9 protein-coding genes are annotated in these 19,304 nt (G+C 35.1%); all 9 read right to left on the bottom strand.

Annotation, left to right across the window (positions count from 1 at the left end; all coding sequences use genetic code 11):
- Positions 1-2: 2 nt before the first annotated feature.
- Entirely contained in the window at positions 3-2,408 is a 2,406-nt protein-coding gene (locus tag JKP34_RS10625) for a phosphotransferase (RefSeq protein WP_201920853.1), read from the bottom strand.
- Between the two features lie 153 nt (positions 2,409-2,561).
- Positions 2,562-3,857, bottom strand: coding sequence for an O-antigen ligase family protein (locus tag JKP34_RS10620; RefSeq protein WP_201920851.1), 1,296 nt, complete (start codon positions 3,855-3,857; stop codon positions 2,562-2,564).
- Complete coding sequence (locus tag JKP34_RS10615) at positions 3,854-4,957, bottom strand: glycosyltransferase family 4 protein (protein WP_201920849.1); 1,104 nt, start codon at positions 4,955-4,957, stop codon at positions 3,854-3,856. Before JKP34_RS10615 ends, JKP34_RS10620 begins: the two co-directional genes overlap by 4 nt.
- A complete protein-coding gene (locus JKP34_RS10610; protein ID WP_201920846.1) occupies positions 4,939-6,186 on the bottom strand; it encodes a lipopolysaccharide biosynthesis protein in 1,248 nt (415 codons plus the stop codon). The genes JKP34_RS10615 and JKP34_RS10610 overlap by 19 nt, the downstream gene beginning before the upstream one ends.
- On the bottom strand, positions 6,183-8,369 hold the full coding sequence (locus JKP34_RS10605; protein ID WP_201920843.1) for a GumC family protein: 2,187 nt from the start codon (positions 8,367-8,369) through the stop codon (positions 6,183-6,185). Before JKP34_RS10605 ends, JKP34_RS10610 begins: the two co-directional genes overlap by 4 nt.
- Before the next feature lie 5 nt (positions 8,370-8,374).
- Positions 8,375-9,127 (bottom strand): polysaccharide biosynthesis/export family protein, encoded by a 753-nt coding sequence (locus JKP34_RS10600; protein ID WP_201920840.1) that lies wholly within the window; start codon positions 9,125-9,127, stop codon positions 8,375-8,377.
- A 1-nt stretch (position 9,128) separates the two neighbouring features.
- The gene (locus tag JKP34_RS10595) at positions 9,129-9,563 is read right to left on the bottom strand and encodes a response regulator (protein WP_201920837.1); all 435 of its coding nucleotides are present in this window, start codon (positions 9,561-9,563) and stop codon (positions 9,129-9,131) included.
- A gap of 164 nt (positions 9,564-9,727) precedes the next feature.
- Positions 9,728-14,338: an FG-GAP-like repeat-containing protein gene (locus tag JKP34_RS10590; protein ID WP_201920835.1), complete on the bottom strand. Its 4,611-nt coding sequence runs from the start codon at positions 14,336-14,338 to the stop codon at positions 9,728-9,730.
- 139 nt (positions 14,339-14,477) lie between these two features.
- Complete coding sequence (locus JKP34_RS10585; RefSeq protein ID WP_201920832.1) at positions 14,478-19,298, bottom strand: PAS domain S-box protein; 4,821 nt, start codon at positions 19,296-19,298, stop codon at positions 14,478-14,480.
- Positions 19,299-19,304 lie beyond the last annotated feature (6 nt).

Here is a 19,304-nt window from a genome sequence, read left to right as displayed (position 1 = left end):
AATCACATACTTAAAGCTGTTCTCTTTTCAATCAGATTGAGTGTATCATCAAGATTCTTATTTTCTACAGGGATATAGCGCGAACGCTTACCCTTGTTAAGACTTTTAAATAGATTGAGGTATTTTGAAGTCAAAGACTTAATATCTTCTTCATTCAACTCTTGCTTTCTTCTCAGAATTTCCTGAGGATCGGCATATAAAAAGAAGTTCACATCTGGTTTTAAGAGTAACTTATACCAAGGCTTTACCCATTTTTCAGGTAAATTGATATTACTTCTCTTTCCGTCATTTATAAAGTCGAAATAATATCTGTCATATAAAACCACCACTCCTAAACTTACATATCGTATATGCACGTAGAACTGTCCGATTAAATAATCTATATAGTAATAGGCGAATCGGACTAATGAGCCAATTGTACTCTTGTTGTTTCCTTGGCGAGGTAAAGCGTTGATGACATCCTCCTGGGCTTTCTTTTTCCCTTTTGTCCAGACACTCAAAATAGGAAGTAGCGAAGGTCTGTGTCTTAATACAACCACTCTCCTTCTATATTTCTTTTCAAGTCTGTGCTTAAGATTATCTATCACAGTGCTCTTTCCTGCTCCATCAACTCCACTGAAAGTGACTACAAAGCCTTTGTATTTCAGTAGTGTTTTTAAGGTATCAAGCACATAAAGGAATAAGTTTTTAACATAATTAATACCGCTATTCTCCGGATCGCCTGATTTAAGCAATTTGAGTTTGTACCTTGGAATGGAACCATTAATAGCTGAATCAAAAATAATTCTATCGAGAAGTTGTGATGAGCTTTTCAGGTTAAGCATCAGGTTATTATACTTTTTAGGCACATTGGCTCCGTTCATACCATAAAACAATCCTATAAACCTGGCAGTATTTAAAACGGAAGTCACCTTTACGCCATAATCGTTTATCTGATAATCATGCAGTAATTCTTTAAAGCTTAATACTGATAGTTCTTTTACTTTAAGATTCCACAACAAATCAAAATCAAGCTGTTGACCATTGCTAAGAATTGCTTTTACTTCAAACATGTAGCTTTTTCTTAGCACTCTTAACTTAGCCACTAAAGGATGATCTTGTAAATAATTCACGAATTGGCTCGCATCAGCTTTTTTAATGCATAAGTCAACGTCCGATTCCTCTGAGATAAAGTCTACGGCTATGTTAGGCACTTTAATTCCTGCATATTCGAACTTATTGAAATAACTAAATGCATCAATCAGTAATACTTTTCTATCACCTATAAATTCAGCAAGTAGTTGGCTAATTGCCTGATTCCAGGTGCTCAAAAGCCAATTAACCTGAATATGCCATTTTTCCTGTTTTTGGAATAACGAAAGGTTTTCAATTGTATTAAAAAGTAAATAAGCAGCCAGGTATTCGTTAAAACTCTTTGCCACCTCTGGGAAACAAGAGGAAAAATATGGTTTGGATGCATAATAGCGTAATTCTGCGTAAATCTCCTTCCAGGTTTTTCTTTCCAAAAGAATCCCCTTCTGAATAACAAAATGAAAGAAATCATACCCTTGTACATTAAAGCTACTTAGCTCCCAGTCGTATATTCCAAGCTGTCCATTTTTGTAATAAGTATTCCATGGTGTAAAGTCACCATGTATTAGACCTGTAGTAAGATTCTGCTCCTTAAGATTGGCTAATAACATTCTAAGCTTCTTGTAAAGTGCCTGAGATACTCTTTCGTCACCTTGTTCAGAAAGCTGACCCAATTTTCTTTCGAATGATTTTACTAACTCATCAAAATTAAATGTCTGAATTTTAGTGGGTTTAATAAGGGATATCTCTTGCAGGGCCAGAAAATGATGTCGACTTAATTCAGTTGATCTGGCACTATTTTCTGAAATGTCTGTTAATGTTAAGGAAGTACCGTTATTCTTATATACATCAGGAAATTCAAAAGTGCAGATGTTATTTTTAGTTAAAAGATCGATTGTTTTTGACTCATTCTGAATGAGTCTAACACTATTAAATTTACTTGAAAACTTCACAAAGAAGCTTCTTCTGCCCCTTATGTAATAAAGTATCTTTTTATTGTTAGGGCCAGGCGTGCCTGTAAAGATTGCCCAAGCTTTATTACCCCATAAGTCAATAATTTGATTTAGCTGGCTATTCGGTTTAATGACTACAAGTTTCGATTTCAAGATTACATGCTGAAGCCTTAATAGAAAAACAAGCTTAAAACATAGTGCCATCAGCTTGGCCTTCAGGCTTGATGTATTATAAAATTTTAAGAAATAAGCTTTGCGCGCAGTTGCAGGAACAACCCATCTAATACTTCCATCAGGGTTATTTACAACTAATAGCTTGAGTTCTTTTCCACCATCTGTAATGCTTGACCCGGTGTATCCTAATTCATCAAATAGCTTATTCATTGACATACATTTTAAGTTTTACATTTAGCCTACTAAGGCTGTAAAACATTGACAACAGTGATGCCATCTGCGGAAAACAGCATTTAAATGAACTGGGGACAGGTTTGACGCAAACACATATTCCATATTTTGGAACATGTTTGAGAAATGGAATTAGACAGCTAAGTCGGGACGTCTCTTTTTAAGGTATAATCTGCCGGCCGGACTCAAGATGTGGTTATCCCTAAAGGATATGTAGAGTATAATAAGTTGATAGAATAAAATGCCATAGTTAGATTCACCATAAATGCCAAACTCAGTAAGTGAATTAATAATGAGGGGTATTAAAATACAATACAGCATCAAGCGTTTTTCATCATTTTCTTTGGCTATTCCTTTAAAAGTAAAGATCATCTGAAAAATGATGACCGTGATACCAATAAACCCTAAATTCATCAGCACTTGCATAAATGTATTATGTGTCATCTTACCAGGATAAGTATGCGTACTTTGAAAATATTCTTTATAATCAATCCGCATAAAGCCGAAACCTAGAAGAGGCTCTCTTGGCAAACCTTCATTGATCAAAGCTGTCCAGAAAGGTAAACGGCCAGTCATACTCATTACTTCTTCAAGCCTTTCGGTATCGCCATCTTTCAAAACAACTTTCCAGATAGCCACTGGTGCTACCACTATCATACCTGTTATTATTAAAATTTTAAGTTTGGCATTTGAAGACTGCTTAACATGAAAACCGATAATAAGTAAAGCACCAATTAATGAAGACCTTGATCCAGTTGCATAAAGAGCATAAAACATCACAGCCAACTTAAAAATGGTCCACCATCTTTTATGGTTTCTTCTTAAATCGAATATCAAGCCTGCTACACCAACCCCTGCTAACATTCCTAATTCATTAGGATTCATCATATAACCTCCTAGTCTGGCTTCTTCTCCTCCATGTGTCATTCGGAAAAAAACATCAGGGTTCACCCACATGCCAACCACAAAAATACTTAGCAAAACGAAGCAGGCATCACCCAATAAATTATACAACCTGATAGGATGTTCAGGGAAGAACTTATCCAATAAGAAAAGACATTTCACAAAATAGTAGCAAAACACTAAGGTTTGAGTAGTCATAAACCATTGCAGTGCACTATATCCTACATTGGTACTCCACATAAAAGAAGCGAAACCTAAAAATAAATAAGTGCCATAGAAAAATATAGACATTACATTATTCCACTTTAAGTTGTCTACAGCTCCGTAGTTGATAATTTTCTTGTATACCAAATAAGAACTAAAAAGTACACCCATTCTCCCAACTACCTTTATCCCCCGAGTAATGACTACATTTTCGCTCCAGGTAAAAAAGCAGGCTACCATTAAAAGAAGGATTAAGAAAAGCTGAAAGTTGACCTTCTTATAAAATTGGCTATGGTCAATATTTGAAGTAATAGTCTTCATACCGCATATAAAGCGTCAAACTGTTGGATTATTCTATTCCATGAAAAAGCTTCTTGCACCATATTTCTGGCATTATGACCAAGCTCTTTTAAATTTCCCGCCTCTTTTTTTGTATATAACTGTTCAAAGGCTAGTTCCAGATGTTTCGCATCATTCCTTTTGATCTTTATACCCGCGCTAAATTCTTCAAGGTAGTTGCCAACATTTGTAAATTCTGAAACAACGGACGGAACAGAAAGACTGGCAGCTTCCAAAACTGAACTAGGTAAGCCTTCATTTCTTGAAGGATGTGCGAAAACATCCATTTGTTTAATCAGTGTATCTTTCTCTTCTCCGTACTTTGCACCATAAAAGATTACGTTTTCAATCTGAATATCAATTATCATGTGCTCCAAACTCTGTCTATCATCACCGTCTCCCACCAACCATAGTTTACTTTCCGGATATTTGTTATTGAAATTTTTAAAGGCTGTCAAAAGCAAATCAAGACCTTTGGTATAGGCAGTTAATCTGCCTACGAAACCAATTATAAAATCATCTCCTTTGTTTACCTGAATTTCTGACTTAGCTACTTCAAAACCATATGGCATCAAAAAGTTTTTATCTTTTTTAAAGATTCGTTGCAAGCCCTTAACCTCTGACTCACCAATGGAGTGTACCTTTTCAGCACCACGTAGTAAATGCTTCTCAAATAGATGGAAGTACATTTTTTTCGTCCATTTACTTTTTTCCATTGCTACCGTATTGTAAGCACCATGTCCGGTTATTACATAAGGTATTTTGTTTCGTTTTAAAAAACTGGCTAAACCAAAAAATACGGGAATCCATCCACCATGAAGATGAAATACTGCCTGCTTATTTTTTAGCATAATGGCTTCTTTTAAAAATTTATTCAGTTTGAATGGATTTCTTTGAGCCAAAAACAATCTGGTTTCAAAATTACGTTCACCATAGTTTTGAACAGTATCTTTAGTTATGCCCCAAACTGCTACCCTTCTGCCACTTTCAGCTTGATTAGTTGCCAACTGATAGACCACTTTATTTACCCCGTTCATACGTGCTGGGTTAGCTTTTCCGAGTACTACATGAATGATTTCCATATTCTAAAGTTGTTTTTGATTAAGCGTGAGTACCAAAAGCCTGCGAGAATTAATTGCGAAACAATTAAGCCAGCTATGGCACCAGTTAGCTCAAACTGTTGAAGTAAAAATTTGAAACTGATAAGACTAAAGATCAGTGTAAACACATAGCCTATTAAATAAATCTTGTTTAGAAGTAATAATCTTATACCCAAGCGTATTGGGTATGCAGCAATGATGATAAAGTAAAGAATAACCATACCTCTAACAACAAAAGCATACGGCACATAATCCTGACCTACTGATATTTTAAGTAATAATTCAGCAAAGCTGAATATACCGATCAGTACAGTTCCGAAAGCTAAAATTGACTTAACATTAAGATTATATAAATAGCTACTTGCCTGCTCTGCAGAAACTTCATAGATACGTGAGGCATTCGGTAATACATAATTTTCAAAGGTTTGCAGGAAGACATTGATAACGCCAAAAAGTGATTGCACTAACCTAAAAGCACCTAAAGCCTCCACGCCCAAATACAAACCCGACATTACCACAAATAAATTACTTGACCACCACTGTATAGTAGCGCTCATTAATAACCATTTTCCGTGATTGAGGTGTTCCCTCATATACTGAGTCCAATCACTTACTCTTACATTAATTAATTTAGTTGTGAATAGGCCCAAAGCAATAGCCGGAACATAAGCCAAGGCGAGTAATAAGATGAAGTATGAAAAAGAGATATCAGCATAAAAGGTAAATGCCAATATCGTGGCAGTTGAGAATACGTAGGCAATATCTAATACCAATGCTTTTATAACTTCACTATTCGCTAAAGAAATCTTTCTGAAGTAATCATGTAATAAGAAAGCAGCTAATAGTGCAAGCACTTGTTTATAATAGTTGTAAAACGAAAACGAAGAAAAAATAAACTCCGCAGCAATAAAGGAAATAACTACTATTAAGCTGATGATGACGCATAGCTGTACAAGGTTAAATAGCAAGTAATTACTTTTATTACTTGTTTTAGCGATAATTACCTGTAGAGGTTGTATCACCAATGAATTAGTCAAATTCATTACAAAATAAATAGCAATCATAATGGCTGCATATTGCCCGAAAAGCTCAGGAGAAAATAGTCTGGCAATTACAATTGTCATCAAAAAACTCATGCCACTAAACAGACCTTGATCTGCGATGAGAAGTAACTTCTTGTTATTCAATATTTTTAGCACAGAAGACTTCATTTCTTAATGAACTTTTTGATTAGTTTCTTGAGGTAGCTATATACTTCAACCACAATATTTGGATTATAATGAGCTCTATTCAGAATGAAATGAGTATCCTTCACTTCATACTCCTCAATCAATAAATTGGCTTCAGTTATCTTACTTGCCAGTGTTAAGCGTGCATCTAATGAAATAAAATTCACATTCGAGAATGCCAGCATAAGCAGTGAATTTCTGCTACCCAAATAGTCATTAAGTATTAAAGTATAATCATATTGCTCAGCCATATTCAAAATATATTGTCTTGCGTTGTCTTTTGACATCAGCTCAAAGCCCGAGTCTTTCAAGTTCATGATATCTACACCCGTACCATCTTCTAATATTGACTGAAACTTGTCAGGAAAAGAGGCTGCCTGATCGGCAACATCTAGTACCATTACTCTAGCACCTTGTTTAGATAATGTTTTAGCTAAATGAAGTCCGTTGTATAGAGCACCTTCATTCTTTTTAAAATCACTAATGCTAATGATGGCATTAGGCTGAATAAGTCCTTTAATTTCAAGCTGAGTAACCAAGCGTTGAAAATGAGTGATTTCATCTTCTGCCATTTTTAACTTGGGTGTTTCTACCGCTAAAGGAATTAAAGAGTTGTCTTCAATAGTCTTTCTGTTATTAACTCTGGCCTTTAAAGCATGAATCACAAATATGAAAGCAATAGCCCCAAACATCCCTAGCATTGCTGCTACAATTTTAATAATGGTTCTATTGGGTGAAACAGGAACCTGAGGAACAGCCGCAGGACTGATCACTCTATGGAAGGCTATTTTAGCAGCTTGAGCAATTTCTGCCTCTATTTTCTTTTCATTCAGAAAGTTGAAAGATTTCTCATAAATGTTGAATTCTCTATTAAGAATAGTCAGCATTTTTTCATGAGCGGGCACCTTAATAAATACCTTTTCCGATTCAGTAATCTGACTCGAGAGAAGCTCATATTTTGTCTGTAAGTTTTTTCTTGTGTTGGAAATACTTTCGATGAGGTAAAGCTTCAAGTCCTCGATCTTTTTATCAATAATCTGAACAGATTCCTCCTCTTCGGTATAAACTAAAAGAAGATCCTTTTTCTCTGCTTGTAATGCTTTGATGTTTTTGACAATCTCTGTTGATAATAAATCCGTAAAGGCCTCAAAATTGGGAGCCAATTCAAGGAAGTTATCTTTGCCGGCTTTCACATAGGCCTCAAGCTCCTCAATTGCCTGAAGGCTCATCTTCAAATTAGTTTGTTGAATTTTAAGCTGCGAAATCCTTCTTAACTCTGTTTCAGTTTCTTGTCTGATGTTGGTGATACCATTTCTATCTCTGAAGTTTTGGATATTATTTTCAGACTCAATCAACTTTGTATTTACAGCATCAATCTGCTTTTCTAAAAAGTTAGCAGTGATGTTGGCAACTTTGTATTTTGAATCTATATAATCGTGGATATAAACCTCTGCCAAGGTTGCCGCTAATTTAGCTGCCTTTTCAGGATTTGGTGATTTGAAGATAATCCTAATTACAGCAACATCTTTATCAACAGCTGTTATATCCAGGTTCTTTTTAACCGTGCTTATTAGGCTACTTCTTTTTAAGAATTTGAAGCTATAATTATCCACAACTTTCAAGTGGGTATTTCCAGAAAATGCTTCTTCATTCTTAGTAAAAAGCACTCTGCCAAAAGGAGCTGTTATTGTGTCTCCTAATTGGCCGCTGGCATATACACCATTCTGGTTTACTAACTTGATGAGGTTATCCGCATCTATCTGAAAATCAATTTCTTTATTCTCAATATTTTCCGTCAGTTCACCAAAGTGAATCTTAACAGGACTTTCATGATAAAGCTCTACAGATCTGATTTTGCCCTTTCTGTAAATTTCTAAATCAAAGTCTAGCTGATCCAAAGCCTTATTTAATAATACTTCGGATTTAAGAACTTCAATTTCACCAGCTACCTTGTTAGATGTAGCGAATACATCAAAATCCTTAAAAAGATTGCTATTGGTTATACCCTCTGAAATATCTGCCAGCTTAACTTTAGTTGTACTCTCATACATTGGCGTAACATAATTGAGGTACTTTGAAGCGAGCATGTACCCGCCAATCATCATAAAAAGAATGATAGGTAAGCCTCTAAGGTATGGTCTGAATATGATGAGCGTATCTTTCATAGAATTTAGAATAATCCCATTATGATTGCCGCAGCAGAAACTGTGGTAGTTAATGGTATAATTACAGAAATACGCTTGTCGAACTCCTTATATCTCTTAGAAGGGATTATTACAACATCGCCCGGTAAGAGGTAAAGATTTCTTTGTGAAAGGTGATCAGCTTTGGTTAAATCAATGTTGGTAACAGCTACATCCGCACCAACTTGTCTTAACACTTTTATCTTCTTCAGATTTGCGTAGAATTCAAATCCACTACATTTGGCGATCAACTCCATCAATTGGTTTCGGTCTTTGTCTATTTTTACAACTCCCGGAGTTCTCACCTCTCCCAAAATGGTTATCTCCTTATTAAGGATTTTTACATCAACTACTGGGTTTTGCACCCATTTGCTAAATACGTTTTTTAGGGTGTCCTTCATTTCTATGACCGATTTACCTTCAACATAAAAAGGGCCAATCTTCGGTAGAGAAATCATTCCTTGCGCATCAACCAAAAGCCATTTCCCATATACCTCATTTGAATTATAAATACCGTAAACTGAGCCGATACTTAATTCATCTTGTCCCCATAAACTTATGCTTACCTTATCATCCTTTTTGATTCTGTATTCATAATCCTGATTATTATAGAAAACACTGTCAAGCGTGGCTATATAATCATCAGGCTTTTGTGATTCAAATAAGTTCTGCGTTTTGCACGAACTAAGAAGTACTAGCAAAAGCATAAATGAGAGTAATATGTGAAATGACTTCTTCATGCTACTTTATTTGAAAGATTCTTTTTAGAAGTGTTGGCTTATTCTTTTCCAAAGCTTCTTTTACAGCAAGCACTTTTCCTATGATTGCCTCCACCTGATTCATCGTGTCATTTGATTTTTGTAAATAATCAAATGCTCCGTGCTTAAGCGCATCTACCGCAGGCTTTATTTCATCTTGTGCTGAAATAAGAATTACGTAAATGTCAGGATCGTATCTTTTGATTTTTTTAAGGACATCATATCCTGTTATGCCTTCCAGGTTATAGTCAAGAAAGATGATTTCAGGTTTTTGATGTAAGCTGTTCTGTATGTCAAACCCATTATCGAAACAGGTAACATCATCAATCCCCAGGTTTAGAAGAACCTGCTCCATGATTTGAAGAAAGAATGGATCATCGTCCACTACAAAAGTCTTGATATTAGGTAAATTTTTCATGTCTTGAGTATTTATGTTTTACCAGACATGTTCAAAATCAAACCAAATTTATAACTTACTGATTTTCAATATTATAACTATTGTGCCAATAAATTTTTATCCAAAAAAAAGAGTTTATTTCCAAAATATGGAAATAAACTCTTTAAGAGAGATGTTTAAATAATTTAGTTAATCAGAATTTTTGCGACATATCGCTTACCACTCAATTCCTTAGCTTCAATGAAATACATACCTGATGGGATGTTCTCTAATTGAAGTGTAGCCTCTTTTATGGGTTCAAAATCACCTTTCCTAATTTCATTTCCGTAAATATCTTTGATGCTGTAACTCTTAAGAAATTCACCTTCGTTATACTTAATATAATCCATGTCCGTATTAATGATACAGTAATTATCAGCAGGATTTGGGTATACATTAAGTCGTCCTATGCTACCATTACCATCGTATTTAATGGTATTTCTTAGCTTATTGGTAATCACAGGAGCTTCATAGTCGAAAATGATAGCTGCTTGATTATAAATTGGTTCTCCTCCATTAAACCTGCTCGTAGGTTTAATTCTGTACTGAAGATAACCATGACTTTCTACTTCATTTGTCGAGCTATCCATTAGCATAATATTGTAAAAGGCAGCTTTAAGTGAATCACCAACGAGTTTTACGGATACCGGATGACTTGAACTAATCAATTCTAACGCATTTATATCCAAATCTTCATCTATTTCACTCTCTAAAAACACATGAGTTGCATAATAACTGCCTACATTTTGAAATCTTATAGTGTATGTTAACCATTGATCAGCCGAAACCCATCCATCTGTGCCTTCACCTCTAGGTGAAACCACAATATCGTTAGGGTCAATGGCTCCAACTATTTCTATATTTGCATAAATTGAATTATTAGCTGGATTTAAGTCTTGAGTTTCTAGATATACGTGAGCTTCAAAAGCCAAGAACTCACCTACCACGGTTTCCAAGCCAACACTGTCCATTAAACTAAAACTTATTATTTCTCCTGGTGCCAATGAGTCTACAGTAAAAACATAATCTGCACCAAATTCCGCATAGGCTCTTTCGGAATCTACAATATAAACTCCATCAGGATAATTCAGAGTGATATCAGTAGGGTAAGCAGTTGTTGTTCCTTCATTTTTCACCTGAACTATAGTGCTATTTTTAAATCCTCTTCTCCAAGGAGTTTGAACTACGTTTATAGATACATCATTGCCCAACTGCTTAGCCTCTAATGGTAAATATACCGTTAGGAATTCCTCCGATCCATCTAGTGGCTGATTAATGGAATTGGCAAGTTGCCAATAATCATTTGGTGCCAGCGAAATATCATAATTACCTGCTTCTAAATTGACGAATGTCTCGCCATTCGGTCCACTCACCACGTAATTCGTCTGATTTGAAACTGTAATTCTTATATTCTCAATTCCAGCTTCTGATGCATCTTGTACGCTATTTCCATTTTGATCATGAAAGCTGATTAATTTCAGCGTTACCTGAGCTTCTTCTGTAATAACATTGGTGGCATCAACTATTAAACCTGTGGTAATATGTTGCGTAATGCCCGATGGCCATTCAACCTTTAAAGAATCTACAACAGTATTTTCCGCCAATCCAAAGTGCTGAATTAAACTACTTTGACTACCAAATCCGGAAACAGGCAAAAGCTCTTTATAATACCAGTTGCCTCCAGCTTTTAAGTATAATTTTGCTCCAATAGCAGAGGCATTACTTATAACTCCCTCCAACTTAAAGGCTATCCAGTGATTATCATTTGAGTTACCGCAAAACAACTTATTTGCTTCATTACCATGAGTAGAAATAAACGCATCTTGCATACCATCATGATTATAATCGGAAATGGCCATTCCATAGGCATTCCCGAAATCAGCACTAATGATTTCATCATTCTTTAAGATAAAGTTACCTGTTCCATTATTTAGGTAAACAAAATTTCGACCTTGATCATTATTCACCAGGAGATCTAAATGGGTATCATTGTTTAAATCCACCCATTTAGCTCCATGACTGTGCCCCCCATTATTCGTAATTGTAGTTATATCTAACTTCGTGAAACTGCCATCACCATTGTTCACATAAAAGTCATTATTTTGAGCCGAAGCATTTCCAACAAATAGATCAAGATCACCATCATTATCGTAATCGCCCCAAGCAGCACTTACAGAATTTTTAGCTTCTGTCGTTATTTCATTGGTTACTGCAGTAAATTGAAAATTACCTAAATTCTTGAAAAGGCTATTAGGTTTACTATCTCCGTTAGGTATAAAAACATCGATTAATCCATCATGATCGTAATCTGCTAATACGGGTGCTGTTGAGCGTGCACTCGTAATAGCAATTTCATTCTCAGTAATGAGCGTAAAGGTATTGTCACCATTATTTTTATAAAGTTGGTGAAATTTGGTAATGAAAAAGTTGGTCACTAATAAATCTACATAGCCATCATTATTGAAATCTGCGAAGCTTGCTCCATGGAAATACTCAGGGTGAATTGATAAACCACTATTCTCTAATTCACTAAAGATTCCATTATTGCTAAGGTATATTGAGCTATTAGCATTTGTAGCGTTTACAATAAATAAATCTTCCCAGCCATCATTATTTATATCAGCAGCTATAGCAGATACTGTTTTGCTTAAGCTGTTTAGTACAGGCTGGCCACTTGTTACTTCGGTTAAAGAACCAGACTCATTCTTATAAAGTCTGTTAGGAGAATTCTCATTTTTGTCTGTAAGGAATAAGTCATCCCAGCCATCATTATTATAATCTAACCAGACTGAATTCCAGCTATTTGTTAAGGTATTATCAAATAATTCTGATGAACAATCATTCATTAATAACAAGCTAGCATTACTCGAATTATTCTGAATACCCTGTGTAATTATGCTCTCCTGCTGGTAGTTGTCAATTTCACCAGACAAGATATTTTCAACAGTTATTACCGTATTATCTTCAATTAATTCTCCATTATTATAGGCAGTACTTAGCACTAGCTCAGTAACTACCTCATAATCATCCGTTGCTTTTATATCTGGAACATCTTGGAAAGAAATAATACTATTGTTATCTGATATGCTTATATCACCACTGATGCTCGTTCCATCAGTATTGTTACTTAAAACACTACTTACTGGTACAGCTCCAGAACCTACTTTTACAGTAAGGTTTGCATTTTCAAGCGTAGAGTTTCCCTCAATTACTATTTTTGAAGATAGCCTTAAAGTATCGCCTGGTATGGCTGAATTGGTAGTTTCATTAGCTGATAGCTTAAAGGCATGAGGTAAAGAAGACCCGAAATAGGTCATCCAGTTATCGTTAAAGTTAGTATTGAGTACCGCAATATTCTGATTGGAAGAAATGAATAAATATGGTCTGTCAGATCCTGAATTAGTACCTGTTCCGTTATAAATACTTTTCCATTCGTTTGCTGTAATTTGCACATCCGCATATCTCTCAGCATCAACTGCAAAGGTCTTATTAAAAACCTGTCCTTGCGTTTTAGCATCAACAACATTCACTGTGGCCTGAGTTGTGCTTGCAAAGAGATAGAGATGTGTAAGACTTTGACCTATTTTATTACCCGTAAATGGATCAACTACATTCTGTTCGTTACCAGGAGGCGCTATGTAAGCCAGAAACTCCGTTCCGGAAGTAGTACCATTTGCTGAAGATAACATGGTAGCCATATCTGAGGTACCTATTGAACCAGTTTCCATCCAGTTGGCTTCAAAAACAGACACCCTCTTTCCTATTGAACACGTAACTCTGAACACAGTATTGTAAGTAACATTTCCGTTTTGCTTACCTACCCAATCCGCAGGGTTGTATGTATTCAAATTCCAATTATTTATTTCTACCCAGCTACCATTAACATATCGCTCGAGTACCACATCATTATCATCATCCCAGGAAACGATTCTTATTTCTTGCTCACCACCTGCTTGATAAGGTACAGCAAAATAGAATAATTCTCCTGAAGAACTTCCATTCGCACTTGGCACATAGCCACCACCATCTCTTGCATTAGTCCACAAGGCGCCATATTGCACGCTAATGTCTTTGTTTGATTCAATCAGAAATGTTTCACCTGAAGCCATTATATCTCGTCCATCAGTAAAAAAGTGAATGATATCTTGGCCAATATCTAAAGTTTGTTGTGCGACAATTTGAGAATTATTTATATCTACATCGGTATATCCGGTTTGATTGGTAGCTGAATTAGATATTTTAGAGATGGTTACCCGTGTATCATCTTCATAGGCAAATACATTTAAATCTCTGTTTGAGAAAGAGGTTGCAGGTGAATAAATAATAAATTTAGAACCTACTGATTTTTTATTGACAGATGCGACAAAATCATGCTGCCAGTCACTATTAGTAGACATAGAAGCATACACCAATTTGCTGCTTTCTATAGTAAAATAGTCACCATCACTTTTGAGCTCTCCACCAGAGGCATACCTGGCATCATCATTAATACCATTGTCTCTTATGTATAAAATGTAAGACTGACCCGCCATAAGCCATCCGGAAACTGTATCATCAGTGTCTCCATCAGCTCCATCATCATTAATGGAAAAATAAGTGCTATCATTAATGGCTGTCACTATAAGTGCAACATCTCTCCTAACAGCATCATTATTAGGCGGAACATAAATATTAAAGTAAGTACTAGGTTCACCTCCGGCTATAAGATTAAAGAAGGTGCAAAACAGAATAATAATCGATAATAATACTTTTCTCATGGTAACCTATTTTATGATACATTACGCATGTATCAATAGGTATACCTAAATTTTAACTAACTGATTTTGTGATAGTTAATAAGAAACTAGTTAAAGTAAATTTCCAAAAAATGGAATATATTTCTTAATAATGGATTCTTTATTTTAGTTTTAAAAGAGATTCTCTAACAGAATTTAGGGTGCTAAAAAGCTTAGCAATAGCCTTGTTTACTTTTTCCTGATTTGCTGAAGTATTTATTTGTTCCAGGTATTTTACTTCATCAACTATGCTCTTGATATTTAAATTAAGTATGCTAGGTTTCATTCTATGTACCAATTTGGCTACCTTTTCATAGTCATTAGCTTCTATTGCTTTTTGAATATCAGTAATTGTACTAGCTGAACTATCAATAAAGATGTTGATCATTTTATTATAGAAACTCTTATTACCGCGACTCATTTCGTCTAGTGTACTTAAATCATATAAGGCAGTAGGTTTAGTATATTCATCATTAGCCTCAGCAACTGAAGCTACCTTCTTTTTATTATTTGGTTCTATAAGTATCTTTTGATTCGTGTACTTCAATACTTTTCTAATGAATTCTTCTTCAACATAAGGTTTGGTGATGTAGTCGTTCATACCAACCGCTAAACTTTCATCAATTTCTGTTTTAAAGGCATTTGCAGAAAGTGCTATAATTGGTATGTTAATTTTAAGTACTTTTCTAATCATTGTGGCAGCCTGTAATCCGTCCATCACAGGCATTTGAATATCCATTAAAATAAGATCATAATTTGAATTTTCTTTGAGTGTTTTAACTGCCTCCTTGCCATTAACTGCTTCGGTTATTTCTACATTTAGTCTTTCTAAACTGTTTGTTGCAACTAAGCGATTCATCTCATTATCCTCTACCAATAAAATCTTTAGGATGTCTCCTTCCGAGCTTATCTGTGTTAGGTCAATTACCTCTTCTCCTACTGGCTTGGCACCAACTGGAAGATTCAATATAATGTTGACTTCAGTGCCAACGTTTTTAACACTATCAACATGAATTTCACCTTTCATCAGCTCTACAATTTCTTTAGTAATAACCATTCCTAATCCGGTACCACCAAACTTTCTACTTGTACTTACGTCCTCTTGCTGAAATTTCTCAAATATTCTGGATAAATAACTCTTCTCCATTCCAATGCCAGTATCTTTCACTCTAATTTCAAGCTTTTGCTTATTAGATGCGTTCTCAATAACTTTAGCATAGATAGCTACCTCGCCATTCTCTGTAAACTTGATTGAATTACCCGCCAGATTTATAAGAACCTGCTTTATTCTAGATTCATCACCTATATGGTAATCAGCAATATTACGGTCTATATCAATGATGATTTTGTTATTTTTCTCATCGGCCGGAACCTTTAATATACTAGCCACATCATGTATTAAATCAATCAGGCTAAAGTCTCTATTTTCGAGTTTAAGTTGGTTGGATTCAATTTTGGCAATATCCAAGATGTTGTTAACCACTTCCAACAAATGATTACTTGCTTTAGAAGCTTTATTAAGATAATCACTTTGTTTTAGGCTTAATTCCTCCCTCTTCAATTCGCGCATCATACCAATAATACCATTTAATGGTGTTCTTATTTCATGGCTCATATTAGTAAGAAACGACTCTTTAGCTTTGCCGGCCTCTTCTGCTTTTAACTTAGAAGTTTCTAAGTTTCTAATAAACCTATCTCTTTCCATCATGGTGTTAATCCACTTAGCCAAAAGTCTTATAAACTCTAACTCACTGTCATAAAAATCTCTATTTCTTTTCTTGGTTGAAGAAAAATTAACGGTTCCTAACAGTCTACCTTCGCTGTAAAGTGGAATACCTATATAAGATTCAAGATTAAATTTCTCGTAACAGGTGTGGCTTTTATATTTTGAAGCTTTCATGTCCTCAATAGCCACCAGATCATCCTCTTTTATAGTTATATCGCAATAGGTATCTTCAAGGTCGAATTCCATTCCATCATGAAGTCCTTCGCCCTCTTGAAAATGATTAACTACCAAGTACTGATTATTTTCTAGATTAATGCGGCTCATAATCGCCATTTCCATTCCAAGAAATTTAGTTCCCAACTTAAGAGCTTCGCCTAGTTGTAGTTTATATGAGGCATCAGTAATGGCATTTATTTCATTTAATGCTCTAAGCGCTTCAAGTTGATTATTGCTCTGTTGTTCTGCCTCTTTTATATCAGTAACATCTTGAATTACAGAAAGCAACAGATCCTTTCCTTGTATATCTGTATATAAAATTCCATTACAAATTACAGGATAGCACTCTCCATTTTTCTTGATAAGTTCCTTTTCATAAGGACCATACTTTCCTGTTAATTGCAACGACACCATCTGCTCGTTTTCGGCAGCTTTATATTCTTTGGGTGTTAAATCATAATAGTCAAGTTTGAGAAACTCTTCTTTTGTATACCCTGTTGGTGCCAATAATGCAGCGTTAGCATCAATAAACTGAGCAGTATTGAAATCTGTTAAACCTATCCCTATCGGACTTAAATCATATATTTTCTGAAATTTCTCAACATTAACTTTAAGGGCATCTTCTAATTCTTTAAAATGAGAGATTTCCTGCACCGTACCATACATAAAAGACGGTTCGTCATCCTCAAAGCTCAAAACTTTCCCTCTTTTTAATACCCAAACCCAATGACCTTTTTTATGCTTTAATCGCAGCTCGGCATCATAAAATTCTAAATGACCTTGAAAATGCTTTTCCAAGTTATCATGCTCCTTACCAATATCTTGAGGGTGTATTAAATTCCACCATGTGTTAAAATCTAATGGATTTAGCTCCTCCTTTTCATAACCCAGTATCTCAGCAAACCTCTCATTTATAAAATGTAATCCACTTTTAATATTCCATTCGTAAGTACCGAGGTTAGTACCTCTAATAACATAATCTAATCGTTGCTTTTCGTCATCAAGTTTAAGCTTGGTTTCCTTTTCTTCGGTAATATCTAAATGAATTCCAATTGAACCTACTACTTCACCTTCATCATTATAATTGGGTGCACCGGATATCAACCACCATTTAGGATGTCCACTTTTGTTGCGTACCATTATCTCATAGCTATCAGCAGTTTCACTAAGTCTTTCGGAATTCTTCGACTCCATAAAATCAATGCTATCGCCTTTGAGAAATATTTCTGATGCTTTCTTACCTATTACTTCATCTATGGTATAGCCACTCATGAGCTCAAAGCTTCTATTGAAGTACCTAATCCTATCATCCTTATCAACCTCCATCAATCCTAGGTTCATGTTGGAGATGATATTTCGGTACCTTGCTTCTTGCCGCTTTAGTTGGTCTTCTCTTTGCTTTCTATCTGAAATATCACGCGAATTAGCTATTACATAACCTTTACCACCAGCTTCAAAATACTTGGCAGTAACTTCAACCGGAATTGACTCACCAGTTTTTAGATTAACATTCTCACCATCTATCGTAATAAAATCTATCTTTTTTAATTCTTCCACATGTGCGTCCCAAGTCCCTTCTTCTTGAAAAATGGTCTCAAAATCTTTCACATGATAATGTTGTACCCTTTCCGGGTCAATGGCAAGTCTTCTGGCAGCTTCATTATTAATGTAGAACAGTTGGCCATCGCTATGAGAAACCTGAACAGCATCAGATGAATAGTTGATCAGGATTTTAAATAAACCTAGTTCCTCGGTTGCCTTGGTAATTGTTTTCTCAGCTATTTTCTGACTTGATATATTGTTAAGATAGATATTGATATAATCTTCTTCATCAGACTGAATGGCAGAAACAGCATAATATTTTCTTCCTTCCAGAATCTCGAAAGTCAATCCAGATGCTCGCTCATCAATGTGTTCGATGATGAAGCTTAACCAATCTTTTTCATGGAAGTCAACATTTAGAGCTAAGGGCGATTTTATTTGCTTAGCCGCATTGTTTTGTAACAGTATTTGCCCCTCATAATTTATTCTAAGTATTGGATCAGGATGCTCTAAACTGAGTGAAGCTATTTTCTTAATTTCTTTTTCCTGCTCTGCCTTTTCTATAGCAGATTGAATATTTGACGATAAGCTTTTAAGAATAAACACTTCTTCATCCCGCCAGATTCTTTCATCAGTGCAATCATCAAAACCAATAAAACCCCAAAATTCATCATACTTAAAAACGGGTAAAAGAAGAATAGATTTAATTTGCTGGGCTAAAAGCAATGGTTTTATGTCAGAATCATCAGGCAGATTTTTCACCAACATTTTGAAGATTCCTTTATTTTCCAACTTTGGCAAAAACTCACCAAAAACAGCTAGCGGTTGAAGCTGTAAATCCGGATTATTTATTTGCGGTTTTATATTGCCTTTAGTCCACTCAAACCTCTGAGAAGTAACTCTTTCTCCATTTATAACCGAATTCTCAAATAAATACGATCTATCAATATCAACAGCTTTACCCACCTCTGTTATGGCATTCATAAGTGCTACATCAAGCCTCTTATTCACAAGTAACTCTTCAGTTGCTTGTGCAATGCCCTTAAGCATATTTTGGGCTCTTTTTAACTGCTTTAAATCCTGTATCTGTTCTGTAACATCTCTGCAATCAAATATAATAGCATCAACACCCTCCTTATTCTTTAGGTTAATAAGGTTGTAAGAGATATAAATAATTGTCTGGTTTTTAGCTTGAAAAACTGATTCAAGATTAGTTAGTGATTGCTTAGTACTGATAAGGTTTAAATCTTCTTTGAATTGGCTCACCTTATCAGGTCTGATCAAATTAAATATTTCCAGATTGAGGATTTCTTCTTTAGTATATCCGAGCTGATTTAAGGCAGATGGGTTGGCATAAATAAGTTTAAAAGATAAGTCTGTGATAAGTACCATATCACTTCCATCTTCAACAACAGATTCAAAGAAATTAAAATCAAAACTGTCCAAATATTTTTTCATAGGCGG

This window comes from Marivirga atlantica (assembly GCF_016734805.1).
GTDB classification, from domain to species: Bacteria; Bacteroidota; Bacteroidia; order Cytophagales; family Cyclobacteriaceae; genus Marivirga; species Marivirga atlantica.
Note: the sequence above shows the minus strand (reverse complement) of the source record. Positions and strands in the feature narration are given on the sequence as shown.

Bases quoted from the DNA above. Each gene is read 5' to 3' on its own strand.
- JKP34_RS10595 (WP_201920837.1), bottom strand. From the start codon at position 9,563: ATGAAAAATTTACCTAATATCAAGACTTTTGTAGTGGACGATGATCCA.
- JKP34_RS10585 (WP_201920832.1), bottom strand. From the start codon at position 19,298: ATGAAAAAATATTTGGACAGTTTTGATTTTAATTTCTTTGAATCTGTT.
- JKP34_RS10600 (WP_201920840.1), bottom strand. From the start codon at position 9,127: ATGAAGAAGTCATTTCACATATTACTCTCATTTATGCTTTTGCTAGTA.
- JKP34_RS10590 (WP_201920835.1), bottom strand. From the start codon at position 14,338: ATGAGAAAAGTATTATTATCGATTATTATTCTGTTTTGCACCTTCTTT.
- JKP34_RS10610 (WP_201920846.1), bottom strand. From the start codon at position 6,186: ATGAAGTCTTCTGTGCTAAAAATATTGAATAACAAGAAGTTACTTCTC.
- JKP34_RS10615 (WP_201920849.1), bottom strand. From the start codon at position 4,957: ATGGAAATCATTCATGTAGTACTCGGAAAAGCTAACCCAGCACGTATG.
- JKP34_RS10625 (WP_201920853.1), bottom strand. From the start codon at position 2,408: ATGAATAAGCTATTTGATGAATTAGGATACACCGGGTCAAGCATTACA.
- JKP34_RS10620 (WP_201920851.1), bottom strand. From the start codon at position 3,857: ATGAAGACTATTACTTCAAATATTGACCATAGCCAATTTTATAAGAAG.
- JKP34_RS10605 (WP_201920843.1), bottom strand. From the start codon at position 8,369: ATGAAAGATACGCTCATCATATTCAGACCATACCTTAGAGGCTTACCT.